Genomic DNA, 18,510 nt, shown 5'->3' with positions numbered 1-18,510 from the left:
AAATACACAAAACTAAATTGCAGACTCTCCTTTTTCGCCCGTTCTGATTCTTATAGCTTCTTCAACAGGAGAAATAAATATCTTCCCGTCTCCGATATTTCCGGTTTTTGCAGATTTCTCAATAGCTTCAACTATTTCGGAAACTATCTCGTCAGAAGATATTATCTCAAGTTTTGTTTTAGGGACAAAATCAACCCTGTATTCTGCTCCTCTGTACAACTCCGTATGTCCTTTCTGCCTTCCGAAACCCTTAACCTCAGTCACTGTTATACCGTGAATCCCGATTTTATTTAATGCCTCTTTGACATCATCAAGTTTGAACGGCTTAATTATAGCCTCAATTTTTTTCATTTTTTTCACCTCCTCCATTGTAAAAATTTTATAATAGAAATCATATTGCGCTAATATCACTGCAAAAATTTAAATTATAACTATAACTGCCTAAAAACTATACAGAACCATAAAATTTACCGTGTTCTGCACGCTGTGGTTTTCGGTTAAGCCTGCATAAACATGATGATTATCCGATTGATGCTCAAATTCAAGTCTGAACTGCGTGCTTTTAAATAATGCGTCAGAAGGCTGATAAGCAAACGTAAGAGTAGTATCTAAATAAGTATTTGATACTCCGGGGGTGCTCGTAGCTTCCCACATACCGTTGGGGTCTAATGCCAGCGTTTCCCTTAATGTTTCTCCGAACATTCCTATTGAATAATTTTTCTGATGATGAATATAGACCGCCGCCCCGCTAAAATGAGACTTATCGTACGTAGAATCTGAAGTCTGAATTAAAGAAGAAGGATATTGAATCCCACAATTGCTTATGCTTAATCCGCTGCATTCGGTATTTAGAACACCGCTGTTAATTCCTCCTCCGAGACCCACTTCGTAATCAGCCACGAAAGACCAGTCGTTGTCCGGGCTGTACTGAGCGTCTATATAGCTGTAAAACGATTTATTCAGATTGTCCTGTTCTAATGTAGGCGTGTTATTATTTGCAGAGTTAGACGCTATAAAATAGCTGTTTGCTCCATAGATAAATCCGCCGTTAAAAGTCAGGACGCTCACAGGCGTATAAGACTCGTTTAATTCTATTACCGGCAGGTTATCAATCGGCACTGCCGCATTATCCGTATTAGCAATACCCAATGTTGAAGTAAGCTGCGGAACAAAATTATACGTTAGAAATATGCCTGTTAAGGTTGCAGGCTCGGCATCGTCCAGCAATGAATATGTATCGTTCCAGTTTCTGATAGGATTGAAATTTTCAAATCCCAGCTGTTCTTTTTCTTTACCTATATGTACATCAAGACCGCTTCCGACCGGCAAATTTATGTTGATATAAGCCTGCCTTACGTCGTAAGGGGTTCTGTCCTGCATAGGCTGCGTAAAGTAGGATGGATTTCCGTAATATGCTTTATAAAACTGGATATTCTGACCGAAATCCAATGAAATATGAAAGCCTACGCCATACGGATTAGAGTCTGTTCCGGGGGAACGCCTCAATGTAATGTCGGCATTATTAACCGCAAAACCGTCGGGCTGCCAGTTATCGCCGTAATTGCCGTTATAGCCGTTCGGTTTAGCAAGATTATATGTGTAAGAAGCTATCAGCGTCCCGAGAAGCTGAATATTCGAAAAATAGGAATTTGAACTTTGCTGTTCTGCTTTCAGTTTATTTAATTCTTTAGAAATTTTATTCATTTTTAGCGTAAGAGAGTTCAGCGCCGCGCTGTCGGTATTGCCGTATTCAGCTTTCGGACTATTCGCGTTTTTAAAGGCGCTTCCGGCTCCCGAAGACAATGCTTCAGCTGCAAAAGACTTTTTTGCAACAACGGCTGAAACAAAAAATACCGCTAATAAAACTAAAAACATTAACTTTATTGAGTTTAATACCGGATTCATAGTATTATTACTCTGCCTCACACGGTTTTTCCCGTCCTTGCTATTTCTGATACCAGCTTTCATAACTTCCTCCCCTTAAAATTTTGTAAAATAACAGTTGTTAAAATAGTTAAAGAATATTTAATTAAAATGGAATGAAATAAAATAAAATAAAATGGAAATTAAATTAAATTAAATTAAATTAAAATTAAAATTAAAATTAGATTGCCGTTATAACGTCATCAGATAAAACATATAAAAATTAATTTCTGCATAATTGCTTTTTATATCAATGCAATAATAGTGCCATAATTTTTATTTTAACCGGGCTCAAGCATAATTAACGGCAATATGCCGGTATTGCTGATTGCATTATCTATTAGAGTACTGATCCGCATTAATGCGGCAGCATGAATATCAGCATAGAGGCATAATTTAAAAAACAAAATAATATTAACAAGTTATCATCTATAAAAATGAAAAATCGTACGTTCTGATTAACAACCGGCGTAATAACAAACTGTTTGGGAAGAAATTACGAATGGAGAGATAGTGCAGTTATGCCTAATTTTTAGTCAACATAAGTGCATAAATTTTAATCATTTTATATATTGACCAATAATTGAACAAATTATAGGCAGAAATGGATTGCTGAAATTTACGGACGATAGTTTTTAATTATAATTAACTTAATTAACCTTATCCCAACTTAACCACTTTTATTATTCTAAAATTATAACATATTGATATTATTATATTTTATATTTTATTTTGTACTCGCATAGACTTTTTTATTGCCCCATATATATAGTAATATCAATGTATTACTGATAATTATAGTGAAGTTGGATTACTAATTATTCTTTAATTTCACTGCAGATATTATGAATATTATTATCTATATTCAGTAAAATTATTCGATTGTGGAGATTTCTGCGGGACATTCCTATTTTTTTAGCGGTATTTGAAATATTAAAATTATTTTCCTTTAATTTTGAAATTATATAATCTCTTTCAAATGTTTCTTTTGCTTTTCTTAAAGAGTTTATACCGATATATTTACTTATTGCATTGTTATCATGAATATTGTATATACAATTATCCGAATCTGAAATCTCAGGGTCGGCAGCATTGTTTAATTTATCTCCGAAATATTCTATATCTATTTTTAATTCCTTTGCAACATCATATTTTGTTATCTGGCTGCCGCAATACATTATCGCAAATCTTTCTATAATATTTTTTAATTCCCTTACATTACCTTTCCATGAATAATTTTTAAAAAGTTCCACCGCATCGTCTTCAATAGTTATATATAATTTTTGTTTATTGCTGCGGTTAAATTTATCAATAAAATAATTGACAAGCATGGGTATATCTTCTTTTCTTTCCCTGAGCGGCGTAACAAAAAACGGTATAACATTAAGCCTGAAAAATAAATCACTTCTAAAATTACCTTTTTTTATCTCATCTTCAAGGTTTTTATTTGTTGCAGCAATAATTCTCGTATTAACTTCTACTGTGGATTCCCCTCCCACACGCTGAAACTTATTATCCTGCAGAACCCTTAAAATTTTTGACTGCATTCTTAAACTCATATCGCCTATTTCATCAAGAAAAAGCGTCCCGCCGTCTGCAATCTCAAATTTGCCTTTTTTGCGCGACAATGCGCCTGTAAATGCCCCTTTTTCATAACCAAACAGCTCACTTTCTATTAAATCTTCAGGGACGGCGGCACAATTAATAGCAATAAACGGTTCTTCTAATCTTGAACTGTTAAAATGCAGAGATTTTGCAACTAATTCTTTTCCTGTCCCGTTCTCTCCGGTGATTAAAATAGGGGCATCTGAAACTGCCGCTTTTAATATTTTATTTTTTAATTCCTTAATCTTATCGGAATTGCCTATTAATTCATCTTCATGCCCCGGTATGCTTTCCGCCAGAACAATTTTTTTTTCGTTTAATTCATTAAATTTTAGCGCATTTTCAACAGTTATAAGAACCCTTTCTAAAGAAAGCGGTTTTTCTATAAAATCATAGGCGCCTATTTTTATTGTTTTAATTGCCGTATCTATATCTGAATGTCCGGATATCATAATTACGGGAATATTTTTGTTAATTTTAACCATAGAATTTAAAATAGCAGTGCCGTCGCTATCAGGAAGCCAGATATCAAGCAATACCGCATTAGGCAATTTTTCTGAAAAAGTTTTAAGCCCCTCTTCTCCGAATTCTTCTGAAATTACGCCATAGCCTTCATCGATAAAAATCCCCTCAAGTGATTTTCTTATACTTTCTTCATCGTCTATTATAAGTATAGATTTCATAGTTATTTTTATACCGTTTAATACCTTTGTGTTATATTAAATATCGTTTACAAGTTTTATTTCTATAACAAACTCCGCGCCGCCGTCAGAAATATTATGCGCATATATTATCCCGTGATTTTCGGTAATAATGTTTCTGGTTATAGCAAGCCCTAAACCTGTACCGCCCCTTTTCGTTGAGAAATAAGGTTCAAATATATTCGGCAGATTTTCTTCTTCAATGCCTGAGCCAGTATCGGATATCTTCATCATCACGATTTGGCTTTCCTGATTAAAAAACGTTTCCGCTTTAATGAAATTCGTTCCTTTTTCCCGTATATGCCTGCGATTGGTATTTATGCTATACACCGCATTATCAAGAATATTTATTATAGCCCTTTTAAACTGCAATTTATCTATATAAACTGACGGTATATCTCTGTTTATATTATTATTATGAATAAATTGTATATTTTTATGCGCGTTGCTATAAAAAGAAAAAGATTCTTCTATTAATAAATTTACATCGGCATAATTAAAATTTGCCTTAGGCAGTCTGGCATATAAAGAAAATTCATCTACAAGACCTTTTAAATCATCAACTTCTTTAATTATAATATCAATAGAATCGTTGAAAATTTTATTATCATATTCTAATTTGTCTCCGAATTTTCTTTTTAATCTCTGGGCAGACAATTTTATCGGCGTTAAGGGGTTTTTTATTTCATGCGCAATTCTCTTTGCAACTTCTTCCCATGCGGCTATTCTCTGCGCTTTCATCATATCGGTGGTATCATTGATAACTATGATAAATCCTATATAAGAATCTTTTTCATCTTTCATTACCGTAACATTAATAATATAAACATGCAATTTACCGTTTATATTTAATTTCATTTCTTTTGTAATACTTTCTTCTTTATTATTTTTAGCGAGATTTTTTATAATTTCCCTTATTTCAGAAAAAGTAATCTTGCTGAAAACGTCTTTATAGTTTTTATTTGCTGCTTCCTGAAAATTAACCTGAAACATATATTCTGCCGCATTGTTTATTGTTTTAATCTTTCCGGAAGAGTCAATAGTAATAACGCCGGTGCCTATATTTTTTAAAATAATTTCTATATATTTTCTTCTTCTTTCAATTTCAGTATTGATGTTTTTAAGATTCAGATTGGCATTTTCAATGATTTCTTTATTTTTCTTAAGATCCTTAGCCATATTATTAAATGAATTTATAAGCATACCTATCTCATCGTCGGAACCCGAATTAATATTTACGTCTAACTCGCCTGAAGCTATTTTTTCCGTTCCTTTGACAAGGTTTATTATCGGTTCTGTTATTTTTTTGGAAAGATAAAATCCAACCCATATAGAAATAAACAGAATAAGAAGGGTAAAAGTTGAGAATAAGATAAAATATGTTGTTTCTATAGGATTTTTTAAGAATCCGACCTGCCAATATTCTGCATAAAAATGCTTTATATAGTCAGCCATTCTGTTTATTCTATCTATTTTATCTGTAGATATTGAGTTAGCTGAATGAACGGAATTGCGCCGAGCATATTTATATATATTATTAGTCGGCTTATGGCTATCTAAAAACTTTGCTATTTTCAGCGAATATCCCATAGTTTTTTCAATGCCCGGGACGTACCATTTGTTAATCCCATTAGCAAAAAATCCAGCGGCAATTATAACCGCAAACATAAAAAAAGAAGGTATAAGACTTACTAATACAAATAAAGCGACAAGTTTAGAGCGCAATTTTGAACCAAGTGCGTTCTTTCGTTTGTCTAAAAAAAGTTTTATAATGTTTCTTATAATCAAAAACAGCATTAAAAAAAATAAAATTATAGTTACATTGATATATGCGTAAACAATAATTTTTGAAGTTATAGAAACATCCGCGAACGAAAGCATTCTTGTTTCTACAAAAGTAGAAACAATAACTAAAAATATTCCGATAAAAATAAAAATTATTTCTCTTTTGATACGCGTTTTTTCTGCAGGAAGTTTATTTTTATTTTTCATTATTTATAATAAGAATACAGGTTATTTTCTATTAATTTTTTAAAAATGTTTTGTAGATTTTGCTTCATAAAACTTGCCAAGCGATTTATTTTATAATAAAATGTAAATGTCCGGCTGCATTGTTGTATTGCTGCCGGTCATACGATAATTATACAACATTTAGCTGATATAATAAATTAACCGTAATTATATGCGTTAATAATATATAATATAATACATAGTTTCGTAGTTTAAATAAATGAAAATACTCGTGCTCGGCAGCGGAACATCAACAGGAGTGCCTTTAATAGGTTGCAATTGCGAAGTATGTACTTCTGAAAATCCAAAAAATAAAAGATTAAGACCGTCCATACTTATAACAGAAAATGATGTCAACTGTCTCATAGATACAACGCCGGACTTAAGAGCTCAGGCTTTAAAATTTAATATTCTCAAGATAGACTTAGTGTTATACACCCATACGCATGCCGACCATTTATTCGGGATTGATGATTTAAGAATGTTCAATTATATTAAAAAAGGGGCAATTCCCATATATGCATCAGAAAAAGATATAGAAACTATAACGACAAGATTTGATTACATTTTTAAAAAAAAGGCGCAATCCAGCAAGCCTGATTTGATACCAAATGTTATAATTGACAATAAAATTAATTTTAAAAATATAGATATTCAATCTGTCCCTGTTTTTCACGGCAATCAGCTGATAAACGGTTATAGAATAAAAGACTTAGCATATCTGACCGATGTTTCAAAAATACCGGAAGAATCTTTTAAATTGCTGCAAGGCATCAAAGTACTTATGATTGACGCTCTCAGATATGACGAACATCCCACGCATTTGACCGTAGCCAAGGCTATTGAAATATCAAATATACTGAAGCCGAAGTTTACTTATCTGATGCATATGGGACATAAAATCGAATACGAAAAACTGTCCGCCAGCCTGCCGCCAAATATTTTTCCGTCTTTTGACGGTCTTACGTTTGAAATTTAGACTGCCGTATTAAGTTTATATAAAAATTTTAAACCTTTTATCGTCCACAAACCGTCAATTATTTTTAAGCCTTTCATCCTGCATTTATCAGCGATAATATTAGATAATCCGCCGGTAAAAATAACTTTGCATTCCGTTTTGTTATATTGCTTCTGAATTTCTTTTATAAAACCTTCTATCAGAAATATAGTGCCGTATAATAATCCCGACTGTATTGCTTTAATTGTATTGTCGCCTATTAACTGTATAGTATCATTGCTATTAATATCAGTTTCGTTACCTTCATTGCCGCTGTCATTATAATTTTCGCTGAAACCGTTATTAACGTCTTTATTGTCACTGTTCAGGACATTGCCGCTGTTTTTGTTGCGGCTCAGTTCATTTATATTTATCGGCGGAAGCAATGCTGTTTTCTCATTAAGACACACTGCAAGAGTTTTTAACCCGGGAAATATAATGCCTCCTTTAAAATTTCCCGCTGCATCAACGATATCAATTTTTAATGCTGTTCCTATATCAACTATTATTTGAAATTCTTTGCTTAGATGATATGCGTAGCTTGCGTTGACAATGCGGTCTGCACCTAATTTCTCAGGGTTTTCAACTATTAGATTAATACCTGTTTTTGAAACCGAAGAAATAAAAATTGCACGGCAGTTTAACAGACTGCAAAACAATTTATAAAATTTATTTTGGGATGGAACTACCGAAGATACACAAATATATTCTATATCGCTTATGCTGATGCCATCATTAAAAAATAATCTGTTTAATGTGCTGAAAATATCCCGTTCTGAACATATTTCAGAAGTCAAAATCCTATACACCCTGAATATATCTTTCTCTTCATCATTGTAATTGCCGTCTGAATTATTATAAACACCGAATACGGTGTCTGTATTGCCGATATCGCAGGATAAAAACATAAGGTATTAAAAAACTATTAGACTATTAATTTTCAATATTAAGCCGGCAATAAACCTGCAATAATATGTTTGTTATAACCTATTAATAAATTAATAAGTTATAACAAAACGGTCAACTCGCCGGAAACCACTTTTTCTAATTCATTTTCGCCGGTTTTTAACAATAATGCTCCTTTGGAATCTATACCGACAACCTGACCTTTAATCTTGTGATTTTCACTATTTATTTCCACATCTTTTCCTATCATTCCAAAATATTTTTGATAAATTTGCAGTATCGACGACAAACCGGTGGATAGGAACGTTTCATAATATTTCTCAAATTTATTAAGAAAACTTATTATCAAATTATTTCTGTTTATAAATAGGTTATCTTCGTTTAATTGCTTGAGTTCCTTTGTTCTTTCGATATATAAAGACGTAGCTACATTTTTTATATCTTCGTAAATATCTTCTTCTTTAAGATTAACATTAATACCTATTCCTATGATAATATATTCTATAATATTATTTTGAGTGCTCATTTCCGTCAAAATTCCGGAGACCTTTTTTGAATTTACTAAAATATCGTTAGGCCATTTAATTTGCGGAGTAATAGAGGAAATTTCTTTGATAGATTCCGCAGCTGCCGTTGCCGCCAGAATAGTCATGCCGTTGGCAGCTTCAGGAGTGAACTTGGGTTTCAATATAATAGACAGATATATATTGCATGCCTTAGGGGACGTCCATATTTTTCCGTTTCTGCCTTTGCCTTTGTCCTGTGTATCGGCAATAACCACAGTACCGTTCTTAGCACCTTTAACAGCAAGCTCCCTCGCCATTAAGTTCGTAGAACCTACTTTTTCTTCGTAAAATATATTTTTTCCTATAAAATTTGTTTTAAGATGTTTTTTTATCTCAAAAATATCAATATAATCTAACTCATTAATGGCATTCATATGTTAAATTATCCTCCATGATTAAGTTAAAATTTACAGAAGTCATACAAAATCATACAAAATTTAAAGAATAATCAATCGGTTTTACGGCATTAGTCAGGGAACCCATAGAAATATAATCAACTTCAGTTTCCTCGGCTATTTTTCTTAAATTTTTTATAGTAATATTTCCGGAGGCTTCCGTAACGGCATTTTTGCCGATAATTTTTACAGCCCTTTGCATTTCTGCAATACTCATATTATCAAGCATTATAATATCTGCCCGCCCTTCTAATGCTTCGGCTACCTGTTCTATCGAACTTACTTCAATTTCTATTTTCTGATTAAATCCGGCATTATAGCTTCTTACCATTTCTAAGGCTTGCTTAATCCCGCCTGCAAGCTTTATGTGATTATCCTTGATTAAAATGCCGGATGACAGGTTAAACCTGTGATTATCAGCTCCGCCTACATTTACGGCATATTTTTGAATAGCGCGCAATCCCGGAAGCGTTTTTCTTGTATCAAGAACTTTTGTTTTTAAACCTGAAAGCTCATTAGCTGCAAGATTAGATGCCGTCGCAATTCCTGAAAGGAATTGCAGAAAATTAAGCGCGGTCCTTTCGCCGTATAAAATAACATCAGATTTGGCTTTAATAGAAATAATTTTTTGAAATTTCGTTATCTTTTCACCTTCTTCAGCAAAATAACCAATTTCAAAATTATTTTTGCTTAACATATCAAAGACTAATGAAAAAATAGTTAAACCGCAAACAACGCCGTCCTCTTTTGTTATTACCTCACATTCAATCTGCGGATTACATTTGCTTGCAATAGCGTCCGTAGTAATGTCCGAACCTTTTATATCTTCGGCTAACGCATTAGAAACTAAAGAAATTACCTGCTCGTCAAATATTTTCATTTTTAATTTTGTCAATTTCTTCTTTTATTAATTTTTCTGCAATTTCAGGTAATATATTTTTAATATTTTCAATTATTTCAGGCTGTATATTATTTATTATATCATTTATTGATTTTTTTATATACTCGTCTATTTTGCCGATAACTTCATCATTTATAAACTCCAATTTTACATTACCTCCTTTACTGACTGCATTATTATTATCATTGTTAATATTATATAAAGAAATTTGCGCATCGTTCGTATTTTCCGATTCAGGTATTTCAGCTAAATTTAAATAATTCTGCTCAGCAGGAACTTCATAATCATTTTGTGCAGTATGAGCATTATAATCTGCTTTATTTGCGCTGCTGCTATGTGCAGTACCGTCATAATAATTATTGCCGTCCACTTCAGTTTCAACACTGACTGCGGCGGCAGTAGAGATATCATTCTGATCCTGTTCGGCAAAAATATAATTTTTATTGGCGTCATCAGCGATATCGCTATTATCATTATTATTCTCACCAAAATTGGCAATAACTCCGCTTTCATCACGATTAGATTCCTGAATATCGTAAATTTCAGGCATATTTATGTTAAATTCGGTTTCAGCCGGTTTTTCGGGCTCCGGTTGAATAATATCTAACCCGCCGGCGCTGTCCGCGGTTATATCTTCTTCACCATTATTATTATTTATGAAGTTTAAACTGCGGATATTATCGCTATTATCGATGTCTTCATTAATAATAATTTTAGACATATATTCGTTAATTTTGTTTTCATCGCTATTATCATGAACATCATCGCTATTATTATTAAAATTTTCTGATTTAGCCGCTGCATCACCGGCATATAAGGCGCTATCAGTTTGCCGCATGTTGTTGTCTAATATTTCCGGTCCTTCGCTATTATTATCAACCTGTTCTATTTTAATATTTCTGACACTTTCTAATTCGTAAGGAACAACCTCGGATATGCTTACCTCGTCCGGAACGCGGCTATTGCCGGCACTATCGCTGCCGTCTGCGCGAATATTTCCTGATTCTATTGATATATCACTGTTTGTGTTTGCAGATGCAGATTGCGTAATATCAATAACGTTATCTGCAATATCTGTTCTTGCCGTATTAACATCAATATTGGTACCGGCATCAACACGGCTGCCTGCATCAGGAACAGCATCCGGGATTTTATCGTAATCATCACTATCATTAACGGTCACATTTTTCTGAACATTTATTTTTTCATTTTCTTTATCTAATTTTTGAAATTCTTTAAAAATATTATCATCTTTAAAAAGATTCTCAAACGCTTCGCTTAATTCTGCAGAATCCTGCTCTTGTCCGGAATTTGACTGAATATTATCGTTTTTTGCGGTATTCTCAGTCATATCATCATCTGATTGTTCTGCTGGAATATTTGGAATATTTTGACGTTCATTATTTTCAATTTTTTCATGCTTTTTTTCAAATTCTGCAATATCATAAATTTTATCTTCGTTAATATTTAAACCTAAAGACCTCTTTATTTTATTAATAAAGGTTTCTTTGTCAAAAGGTCTATATATAAAACCGGTTAAACCCGCCTCAACAAACAATTCCCGTTCTTTATTCGGCAGGTCGGAAGGCGCAGCCAGCAGCACAGGAATATTAGAATATAAACCGTTATTTTTAATCTCCTTTATTATATTATAGCTGCTTGCATTGCTTATATTATAATTAATAATAATAATGGACGGAAGACTATTGTTAAGGATTGTCGTTGTTGAAGAACCGTCGTAAAGAGGAATTATTTTAAATTCGGAATTATTTAAAAAAATCATAGAGACGGTTTTTTGCATTGCATCGCTATCATCAACATACAATACTTCGTAGGGCATCGGCATAGCAGCTCCTCCTTAAAAAAATCAAAGCTTTAAATTAAAGCATAATTTTGATATAATCGTAAAATTGACTGCAGTATAAGGTAATAATTTTTATTAATTTATAATCATAATTTTAATATTATTATTATAAGTAGTCAATAATTTATTATTATATACTAAAATTAATTAATTTAATTTTTATTGTAATAATCTTAAATCAAACGGTTAATTTAATTAATTATCTTTCTAACATGCCGGTATATTTTATATTATAAATTATGTCCTTGATAAACAGATATATATTTAGACAATTTTTTCCGCCTTTTATTTTCGGACTTGTTATATTTACTTTCAGCATAATTACCAACAGAATTTTAATGCTGACGGAAATGGTCATCAATAAAGGCGTCAGCATTACTTCCGTCATTAAACTCGCAAGTTTAACGCTGCCTGATTTTATGATAATAACACTGCCAATTTCATTTTTGCTCGCAGTTTTAGTAGTATTCGGAAAGATGACTCAGTCAAATGAAATAATGGCGCTTAAGGCTTCCGGCGTCAATATATGGCAATTAACAAAGCCTGCTCTGCTATTTTCTTTAATACCTCTCGTTGCCTCACTGTTTTTTTCCTTTTATATGGCTCCGAGATTTAATTATTTTTTTAGAGTATTAGCTGTTAAAGAGATAAAAAAAGCGGTGCTTTCTGCATTAAAAAAAAATTCATTTTCTAATAAATTGGGTAAATATAAAATATTTATAAAGCAGGTAAATCCTTCAAAATCTTCCATTAAAGGTATTTTTATATTATATAAAATTAAAAATAATTCTATGGTTTTAATAGCTAACAAGGGATATATTGTTTACAATAAAAAACGAAATTTAATTTCTTTTTATTTAAAAAATGGACAGATTCAAAAAAAATACAGATCAAAAAAAAATTTCTGGATATTAAATTTTAAAACTTATAAAATAAACATCAAACTGAAAGGACTTTCGTTTCCTTCAAGAAATAATTCAGTGCATTTTATGACTATTTCGCAGCTTATTTCGAAATATAATTCTGCAGGTAATAAAAATAATATCAAAAATATTTATTTAATATATATACTTAAAAAAATTGCCATACCTATTGCGGTAATATTTTTTGTGCTTATCGGCTTGCCGCTGGCTATGCTGTCGGAAAAAAGAAGCCTCTTTATGGCTATATTTTATACCATAGCAATTGTCGTGCTGTATTATATTTTATTTACTTCAGGATTGTACTTATCGATTAAAACCGGCTTTAATCCCGTTATAGGAGTTTTTGGGGCAGATATAATTCTATTTGCCACAGGCGCTATATTATATATAAAGGCATCGGCAAAATGAAAATATTAAGAAATTATCTGCTTAAAGAATTTTTTAAAGTATTATCTATCTCAATAATTTCTTTGTCTTCTTTTTATGTAATTGTTGATTTTATATCTAATATGGAGGCATTTACAAAACATTCCCCTAATTTCAGCTATATTATTCTTTATTTTCTTCTCAAACTGCCTGAGATAATATATCGGATTTTGCCTTTATCAATTTTATTATCAACAATGCTGATAATAATCTCATTTAATAAAAATAATGAAATTACGGCTATAAAATCTTCAGGCATAAGTATGCTGAAATTCACACTTCCGTTAATAATAACTGCGCTGGGGCTGTCAATTTTTTCTTTTGCGCTCTCAAATTTTATAGCGGTGAAAACAAATATCGAAAGAAGAATAGTTATGCAAAAATATATAAATAAAAATAAAAACTACAGCGTAAAATCGATTTATAAATTTAAAACAAAAGATATAGCTATACATTATCAAAAATATATTATAACCGCAAAAGTTTTAAATATACCGGAAAAAAAATTAACCGGATTAAGCATCTATGAATTTAACAATAAATTTAAACTTGTTAAAAGATATAGCGCCAGAAACGGGTACTTTGACAGCAACAAATTAATAATGGACGATGTAATAATAAATAATTTTAATAAAAATCAGCATTATCCCTCATTTGCCAAAATTGTTAAAACAACAAGCCTTCCTATAAAACTCAGCATTAATTTTTTTAAATCATATGATTTAAAATCAGAATTTTTATCAATATTTAATCTTTTTAAGATGTTAAAGGTTGCTAAAAAAACTGATTCAAATTTAAATCTGATAAAAACGTTTATGTATTCAAAATTTGCGTTTCCTTTAATAAATTTAATGCTGGTCCTTATAGGAATATCTATAGGTATAATTATAGGCAAAAAATCCGGCACTTCCGCCGCTATCGGCATCAGCATTATTTTAGCATTCGGCTACTGGATAATAAATTCAATTGCGATATCCTTAGGGATGAGTTCGCAGCTGAATCCTATTTTAGCGGCATTTATGGCTGATTTATCTTTTTTGTTTATTGCAATATATCTTATTTCTGATTTAGATTAATAATATATTTTTATGTTCCTTCCTGCCAGGAGCGTAAATATTTAACCTGCTCTTCCGTGAGAATATCTATATCTATTCCTAAGGATTTAAGTTTTAGAAAAGCTATTCTTTCGTCTATTTCTCTCGGTACGCCATAAACCTTAGGCAGCATATCATTGCTGTACAAAGCAAATTCCGCAGAAAGCGCCTGAACGGAAAAACTCATATCCATGACGCTTGCAGGGTGACCATGCGCGCTGGCAAGGTTAATAAGTCTGCCTTCAGCAAGAACATACAATTTTCTGCCGTCTTTCATGGTGAATTCTTCAACATAATCCTTAATATTTTTCATGGATTTTGACATTTTTCTTAATTTTTTAATATTAATTTCAACATCAAAATGCCCTGAATTTGAAATAACTGCTCCATCTTTCATCACTTCAAAATGATGCTCGTCTATAACATTTATATCACCGGTAACCGTGCAGAAAAAATCTCCTATTTTTGCGGCTTCGACCATCGGCATTACTCTAAAACCTTCCATGACGGCTTCTAACGCTTTAATAGGGTCGACTTCCGTGACTATAACGTTAGAGCCTATCCCTCTTGCTCTCATTGCAAGTCCTTTACCGCACCATCCGTATCCGCAGACTACAAAATTTCTGCCGGCAAGAAGCATATCGGTAGCTCTTATAATACCGTCAATAGTGGATTGCCCTGTTCCGTACCTGTTGTCAAACAAATGTTTTGTATCGGCATCATTAACGGCAATCACCGGAATTTTTAATTCGCCTGCTGTTTCCATAGAGCGCAGTCTTATGACACCGGTAGTGGTCTCTTCCATCGAAGCTTTGATATTTTTTATTAAATTTTTATGTTTTTTATGTATCGTAGATATTAAATCGGCACCATCATCTAATGTAAAATTTGGCTCATATTTTAATACGCTTTCTATGTGATTGTAATAAGTTTCGGAATCTTCTCCTTTTATGGCATAAACGTCTATTCCAAAATCTTTGACTAACGAAGCGGCAATATCATCTTGAGTCGAAAGCGGGTTTGATGCGCACAACACTACTTCTGCTCCGCCTTCTTTAAGAGTTCTGGCAAGATTGGCTGTCTCAGCTGTTACATGAAGACACAACCCTGCTTTTTTACCCTTGAAAGGTTTTTTTTCAGCAAATTGCTCTTTTATAATAGACAAAACCGGCATATCATGCTCTGCCCATAATATTCTTTCTTTACCTTGTTTTGCAAGTTTTATATCCTTTATATCAGCCAAAACACAACCCCCTTGTAATTTTATAACTTTAGTTTATTTATATGCATTCAAAACGATATTTAAACCGTTACCATTGATTTATTTAATTCCTTAGCTGTTTCTTTAAGCTCGGCAATTTTTACCGTCTGTTCCCATGTAAAACCGTCTTCAGTCCTTCCAAAATGCCCGTAATTAGATGTTCTGGCATATATAGGTTTAAGCAAATCAAGGGTTTTAACAATAGAGTACGGTCTTAAATTAAAAACGCTGCTTACGGTTTTGGAAATTGTTTCATCATTATAGATGCCTGTTCCGAACGTATTCGCCATTACGGAAACAGGGTCTGCAACTCCAATTGCGTAAGCTATCTGAACCTCGCATTTTTTAGCAAGACCGGATGCGACAATATTCTTGGCAATAAATCTAGCCATATATGAACCGCTTCTGTCAACCTTTGAGGGGTCCTTGCCGGAAAAAGCTCCTCCTCCGTGCCTTCCCATTCCGCCATAGGTATCAACAATTATTTTTCTTCCGGTAAGCCCTGTATCGCCGTTTGGTCCGCCTATAACAAACCTTCCAGTCGGATTAATAAAAAATTTTGTGTTATTATTTATGAGTTCCGCCGGAATGACTTTTTTTATAACTTCATCTATGACGGCATCCGTAAGATGTTCTTGAGAAACATCATCTGAATGCTGCGTAGATACTACTATTGAACTTATTTCTACAGGCTGAGATTTTTCATATCTGACAGAAACCTGAGACTTACCGTCAGGTCTGATAAAATCTAACGACTTGTTTTTTCTTACTTCAGCAAGCCTTTTTGTAAGTTTATGGGCATAATATATAGGCATAGGCATAAACTCATCAGTTTCGGAAGTAGCATAACCGAACATAAGACCTTGGTCTCCGGCTCCCTGGTCTTCATCTTTTTCTCTTTCGACGCCCATTCTTATATCCGCAGACTGAGAACCTACCGCAACAATAATTCCGCAGCTTTTAAAATCAAAACCTATACGGGAATCGTCATATCCTATATCCTGTATAGTTTTTCTGATTATTTCCTGATAATTAACCGTAGCGTTTGATTTAACCTCGCCTGCAACAGCCACCAAACCTGTTGTTACCATGGTTTCCATAGCCACCTTGGAATTTTTATCCTGAGATATAAAATTATCAAGGAGTGAATCCGATATTTTATCGCATATCTTATCGGGATGTCCTTCTGTTACAGATTCTGAAGTAAAAATATAATTTCCGCTTTTATGATCCATTGTTGCGCCTCCGAATATGCATGTTTTACTGGTCGTAACCTGCATATTGTTATAATTAATTATTCATGATTTATTTTTTATTTACTGCATTCATTTAATGATAATATAAAATTAATGTATTTTCAATACTAATTATGGCAAAATTAAAGAATGTTTATATATTAATACATCTTTAATCTGCCGCAAACAACATTGTTTGTATATCTCTAATTTAAAAAAGACAATGGATTTCAAGAATTTCCGGGTCATCTTAAATTTTGCCTATATCTCTATGAAAATAAGCTATATTATATGCTTCATTTTCCGCAAAAAACATATTTTTTAATTCGTTTACTACAAAAACAGACCTGTGTACACCGCCCGTGCATCCAACGGCAACAGTGAAATATGACTTATTTTCTTTCTTATATAAGGGAAGAAAAAATGTTAAATAATCGTATATATAATTTAAAAATCTGTCTGTTTCTTCAAAATGCTTCAGATACGCGGCTACATTATCGTCTAATCCGGTCAAATCTTTAAGCTCAGGCATGAAAAAAGGATTAGGCAGGAATCTCGCATCAAACAGCGTATCGGATTCTAACGGTATGCCGAATTTAAATCCGAAAGATACCATTCTTACGCTAAAAATATGATTATTGCCCACGCATTCAACATGCGGCAAGATTAGCGAATTTAATTCGTGTATAGATGTATTAGAGGTGTCTATAATAACATCTGAAAGTTTTTTAATACCGCTCAGGAGTATTCTTTCTTTTTTAATAGATTCATGAATGCTTTTTTCTTCGGAAAGCGGATGCTTCCTCCTGCTTTCCGAGTATCTTTTTATAACTGTATCATCATCGGCATCCAAAAAAATAAATTTGAAGAAATTTGATCTATCTTTTAGAAATTTCACATGCTCTTCTAATCTTGAAAGAAAGTTTTTTTCTCTTATATCTACAACAAAAAGAATATTTTTTATTCTTGCAGCAAATACCACTTCCAAAAATTTAGGCAAAAGCAATAAAGGCATATTATCTACGCAAAAAAAGCCCTTGTCCTCTAAAATTTTTAAAGCGGAGGATTTACCTGAGCCGGATATTCCGCTTATTAAGACAATATTAAAATAACTTTTTGAATCTTCCGCCGTACCCATATTATTAATTATCAAGAATTTATTTCTATTACTGCATATTCCCCGTTATCTTTTGCATAAAGCACGGAATTTTTAAATGATTCTTTATTTTTAAAAATTATAAAATTTTCATTTTTTTTATTTAATCTATTCACAGCCTCATGCAAATCCATCTGCTTTATTTCATAATTATCTATAATTTCAATATCCGGAGCAGACATTTCTTGCATAAATATCTCTGTCTGTTCGCTATCTTTAAACTTTTCCCGTGATTTTTCTTTATGTTTTCTTATTTGCGTCTCAACTTTATCCGTCAGAAGATCTATTGCCGCATATATATCAGAGGATTCTTCCTGCGCATTTATTGTAATATTTTTAGCAACCAGCTTAATTGACGCAGCGCCGGATTCCTTATGCTGAACCCTTTCCATGCTTAATGTTACATGAGCTTCTATAATATCGTTCAAATACTTTTCCAGCTTTGAAATTTTAGTTTCGGCGTATTTTTTTATAGCTTCCGTGGGTTCAAGATGTTTAAACGTGACAACGATATCCATTGGCATATCTCCTTTAATTTTCAATTTTA

15 protein-coding genes are annotated in these 18,510 nt (G+C 32.5%); 3 read left to right on the top strand and 12 right to left on the bottom strand.

Annotated elements, in window-relative coordinates:
* Nucleotides 1-12 precede the first annotated feature (12 nt).
* The 4 genes from EVJ46_04865 to EVJ46_04850 form a co-directional block, all read right to left on the bottom strand.
* Nucleotides 13-351, bottom strand: coding sequence for a P-II family nitrogen regulator (locus EVJ46_04865; GenBank protein ID RZD16363.1), 339 nt, complete (start codon nucleotides 349-351; stop codon nucleotides 13-15).
* 90 nt (nucleotides 352-441) lie between these two features.
* Entirely contained in the window at nucleotides 442-1,968 is a 1,527-nt protein-coding gene (locus EVJ46_04860; GenBank protein RZD16362.1) for a hypothetical protein, read from the bottom strand.
* 773 nt (nucleotides 1,969-2,741) lie between these two features.
* Nucleotides 2,742-4,211 carry a sigma-54-dependent Fis family transcriptional regulator gene (locus tag EVJ46_04855; protein ID RZD16361.1) on the bottom strand — a complete coding sequence of 490 codons (1,470 nt, stop codon included), beginning with the start codon at nucleotides 4,209-4,211 and terminating at the stop codon, nucleotides 2,742-2,744.
* Nucleotides 4,212-4,247: 36 nt separating this feature from the next.
* On the bottom strand, nucleotides 4,248-6,221 hold the full coding sequence (locus tag EVJ46_04850; protein ID RZD16360.1) for a HAMP domain-containing protein: 1,974 nt from the start codon (nucleotides 6,219-6,221) through the stop codon (nucleotides 4,248-4,250).
* Nucleotides 6,222-6,459: 238 nt separating this feature from the next.
* Between EVJ46_04850 and EVJ46_04845 the strand changes: the two genes are divergently transcribed.
* Entirely contained in the window at nucleotides 6,460-7,218 is a 759-nt protein-coding gene (locus EVJ46_04845; protein ID RZD16359.1) for an MBL fold metallo-hydrolase, read from the top strand.
* Here EVJ46_04845 and EVJ46_04840 read toward each other — a convergent pair.
* The 4 genes from EVJ46_04840 to EVJ46_04825 all read right to left on the bottom strand — a co-directional run bounded on the left by EVJ46_04840 (nucleotide 7,215) and on the right by EVJ46_04825 (nucleotide 11,850).
* On the bottom strand, nucleotides 7,215-8,144 hold the full coding sequence (locus tag EVJ46_04840; protein RZD16358.1) for a type III pantothenate kinase: 930 nt from the start codon (nucleotides 8,142-8,144) through the stop codon (nucleotides 7,215-7,217). The two genes, EVJ46_04845 and EVJ46_04840, sit on opposite strands and share 4 nt — an antisense overlap.
* Nucleotides 8,145-8,242: 98 nt before the next feature.
* Entirely contained in the window at nucleotides 8,243-9,082 is an 840-nt protein-coding gene (locus EVJ46_04835; GenBank protein ID RZD16357.1) for a biotin--[acetyl-CoA-carboxylase] ligase, read from the bottom strand.
* A 52-nt stretch (nucleotides 9,083-9,134) separates the two neighbouring features.
* A complete protein-coding gene (gene nadC / locus EVJ46_04830) occupies nucleotides 9,135-9,983 on the bottom strand; it encodes a carboxylating nicotinate-nucleotide diphosphorylase (protein RZD16356.1) in 849 nt (282 codons plus the stop codon).
* A complete protein-coding gene (locus tag EVJ46_04825; GenBank protein ID RZD16355.1) occupies nucleotides 9,970-11,850 on the bottom strand; it encodes a response regulator in 1,881 nt (626 codons plus the stop codon). The genes nadC and EVJ46_04825 overlap by 14 nt, the downstream gene beginning before the upstream one ends.
* Nucleotides 11,851-12,107: 257 nt before the next feature.
* Here EVJ46_04825 and EVJ46_04820 point away from each other — a divergent pair, with 257 nt between their 5' ends.
* A complete protein-coding gene (locus EVJ46_04820; GenBank protein ID RZD16354.1) occupies nucleotides 12,108-13,199 on the top strand; it encodes a YjgP/YjgQ family permease in 1,092 nt (363 codons plus the stop codon).
* Entirely contained in the window at nucleotides 13,196-14,293 is a 1,098-nt protein-coding gene (locus EVJ46_04815) for an LptF/LptG family permease (GenBank protein ID RZD16353.1), read from the top strand. Before EVJ46_04820 ends, EVJ46_04815 begins: the two co-directional genes overlap by 4 nt.
* Nucleotides 14,294-14,303: 10 nt before the next feature.
* Here the strand turns inward: EVJ46_04815 and EVJ46_04810 are convergent, their stop codons facing one another.
* The 4 genes from EVJ46_04810 to raiA form a co-directional block, all read right to left on the bottom strand.
* On the bottom strand, nucleotides 14,304-15,578 hold the full coding sequence (locus EVJ46_04810; GenBank protein ID RZD16352.1) for an adenosylhomocysteinase: 1,275 nt from the start codon (nucleotides 15,576-15,578) through the stop codon (nucleotides 14,304-14,306).
* A 35-nt stretch (nucleotides 15,579-15,613) separates the two neighbouring features.
* Nucleotides 15,614-16,807: a methionine adenosyltransferase gene (locus tag EVJ46_04805; protein ID RZD16351.1), complete on the bottom strand. Its 1,194-nt coding sequence runs from the start codon at nucleotides 16,805-16,807 to the stop codon at nucleotides 15,614-15,616.
* Nucleotides 16,808-17,057: 250 nt separating this feature from the next.
* Nucleotides 17,058-17,960 (bottom strand): RNase adapter RapZ, encoded by a 903-nt coding sequence (gene rapZ / locus EVJ46_04800; GenBank protein RZD16350.1) that lies wholly within the window; start codon nucleotides 17,958-17,960, stop codon nucleotides 17,058-17,060.
* The gene (gene raiA, locus EVJ46_04795; GenBank protein ID RZD16349.1) at nucleotides 17,957-18,505 is read right to left on the bottom strand and encodes a ribosome-associated translation inhibitor RaiA; all 549 of its coding nucleotides are present in this window, start codon (nucleotides 18,503-18,505) and stop codon (nucleotides 17,957-17,959) included. The genes rapZ and raiA overlap by 4 nt, the downstream gene beginning before the upstream one ends.
* Between the last annotated feature and the right edge of the window lie 5 nt (nucleotides 18,506-18,510).

Origin of the sequence: Candidatus Acididesulfobacter guangdongensis (assembly GCA_004195045.1) — a bacterium.
GTDB lineage: Bacteria > SZUA-79 > SZUA-79 > Acidulodesulfobacterales > Acidulodesulfobacteraceae > Acididesulfobacter > Acididesulfobacter guangdongensis.
Note: the sequence above shows the minus strand (reverse complement) of the source record. Positions and strands in the feature narration are given on the sequence as shown.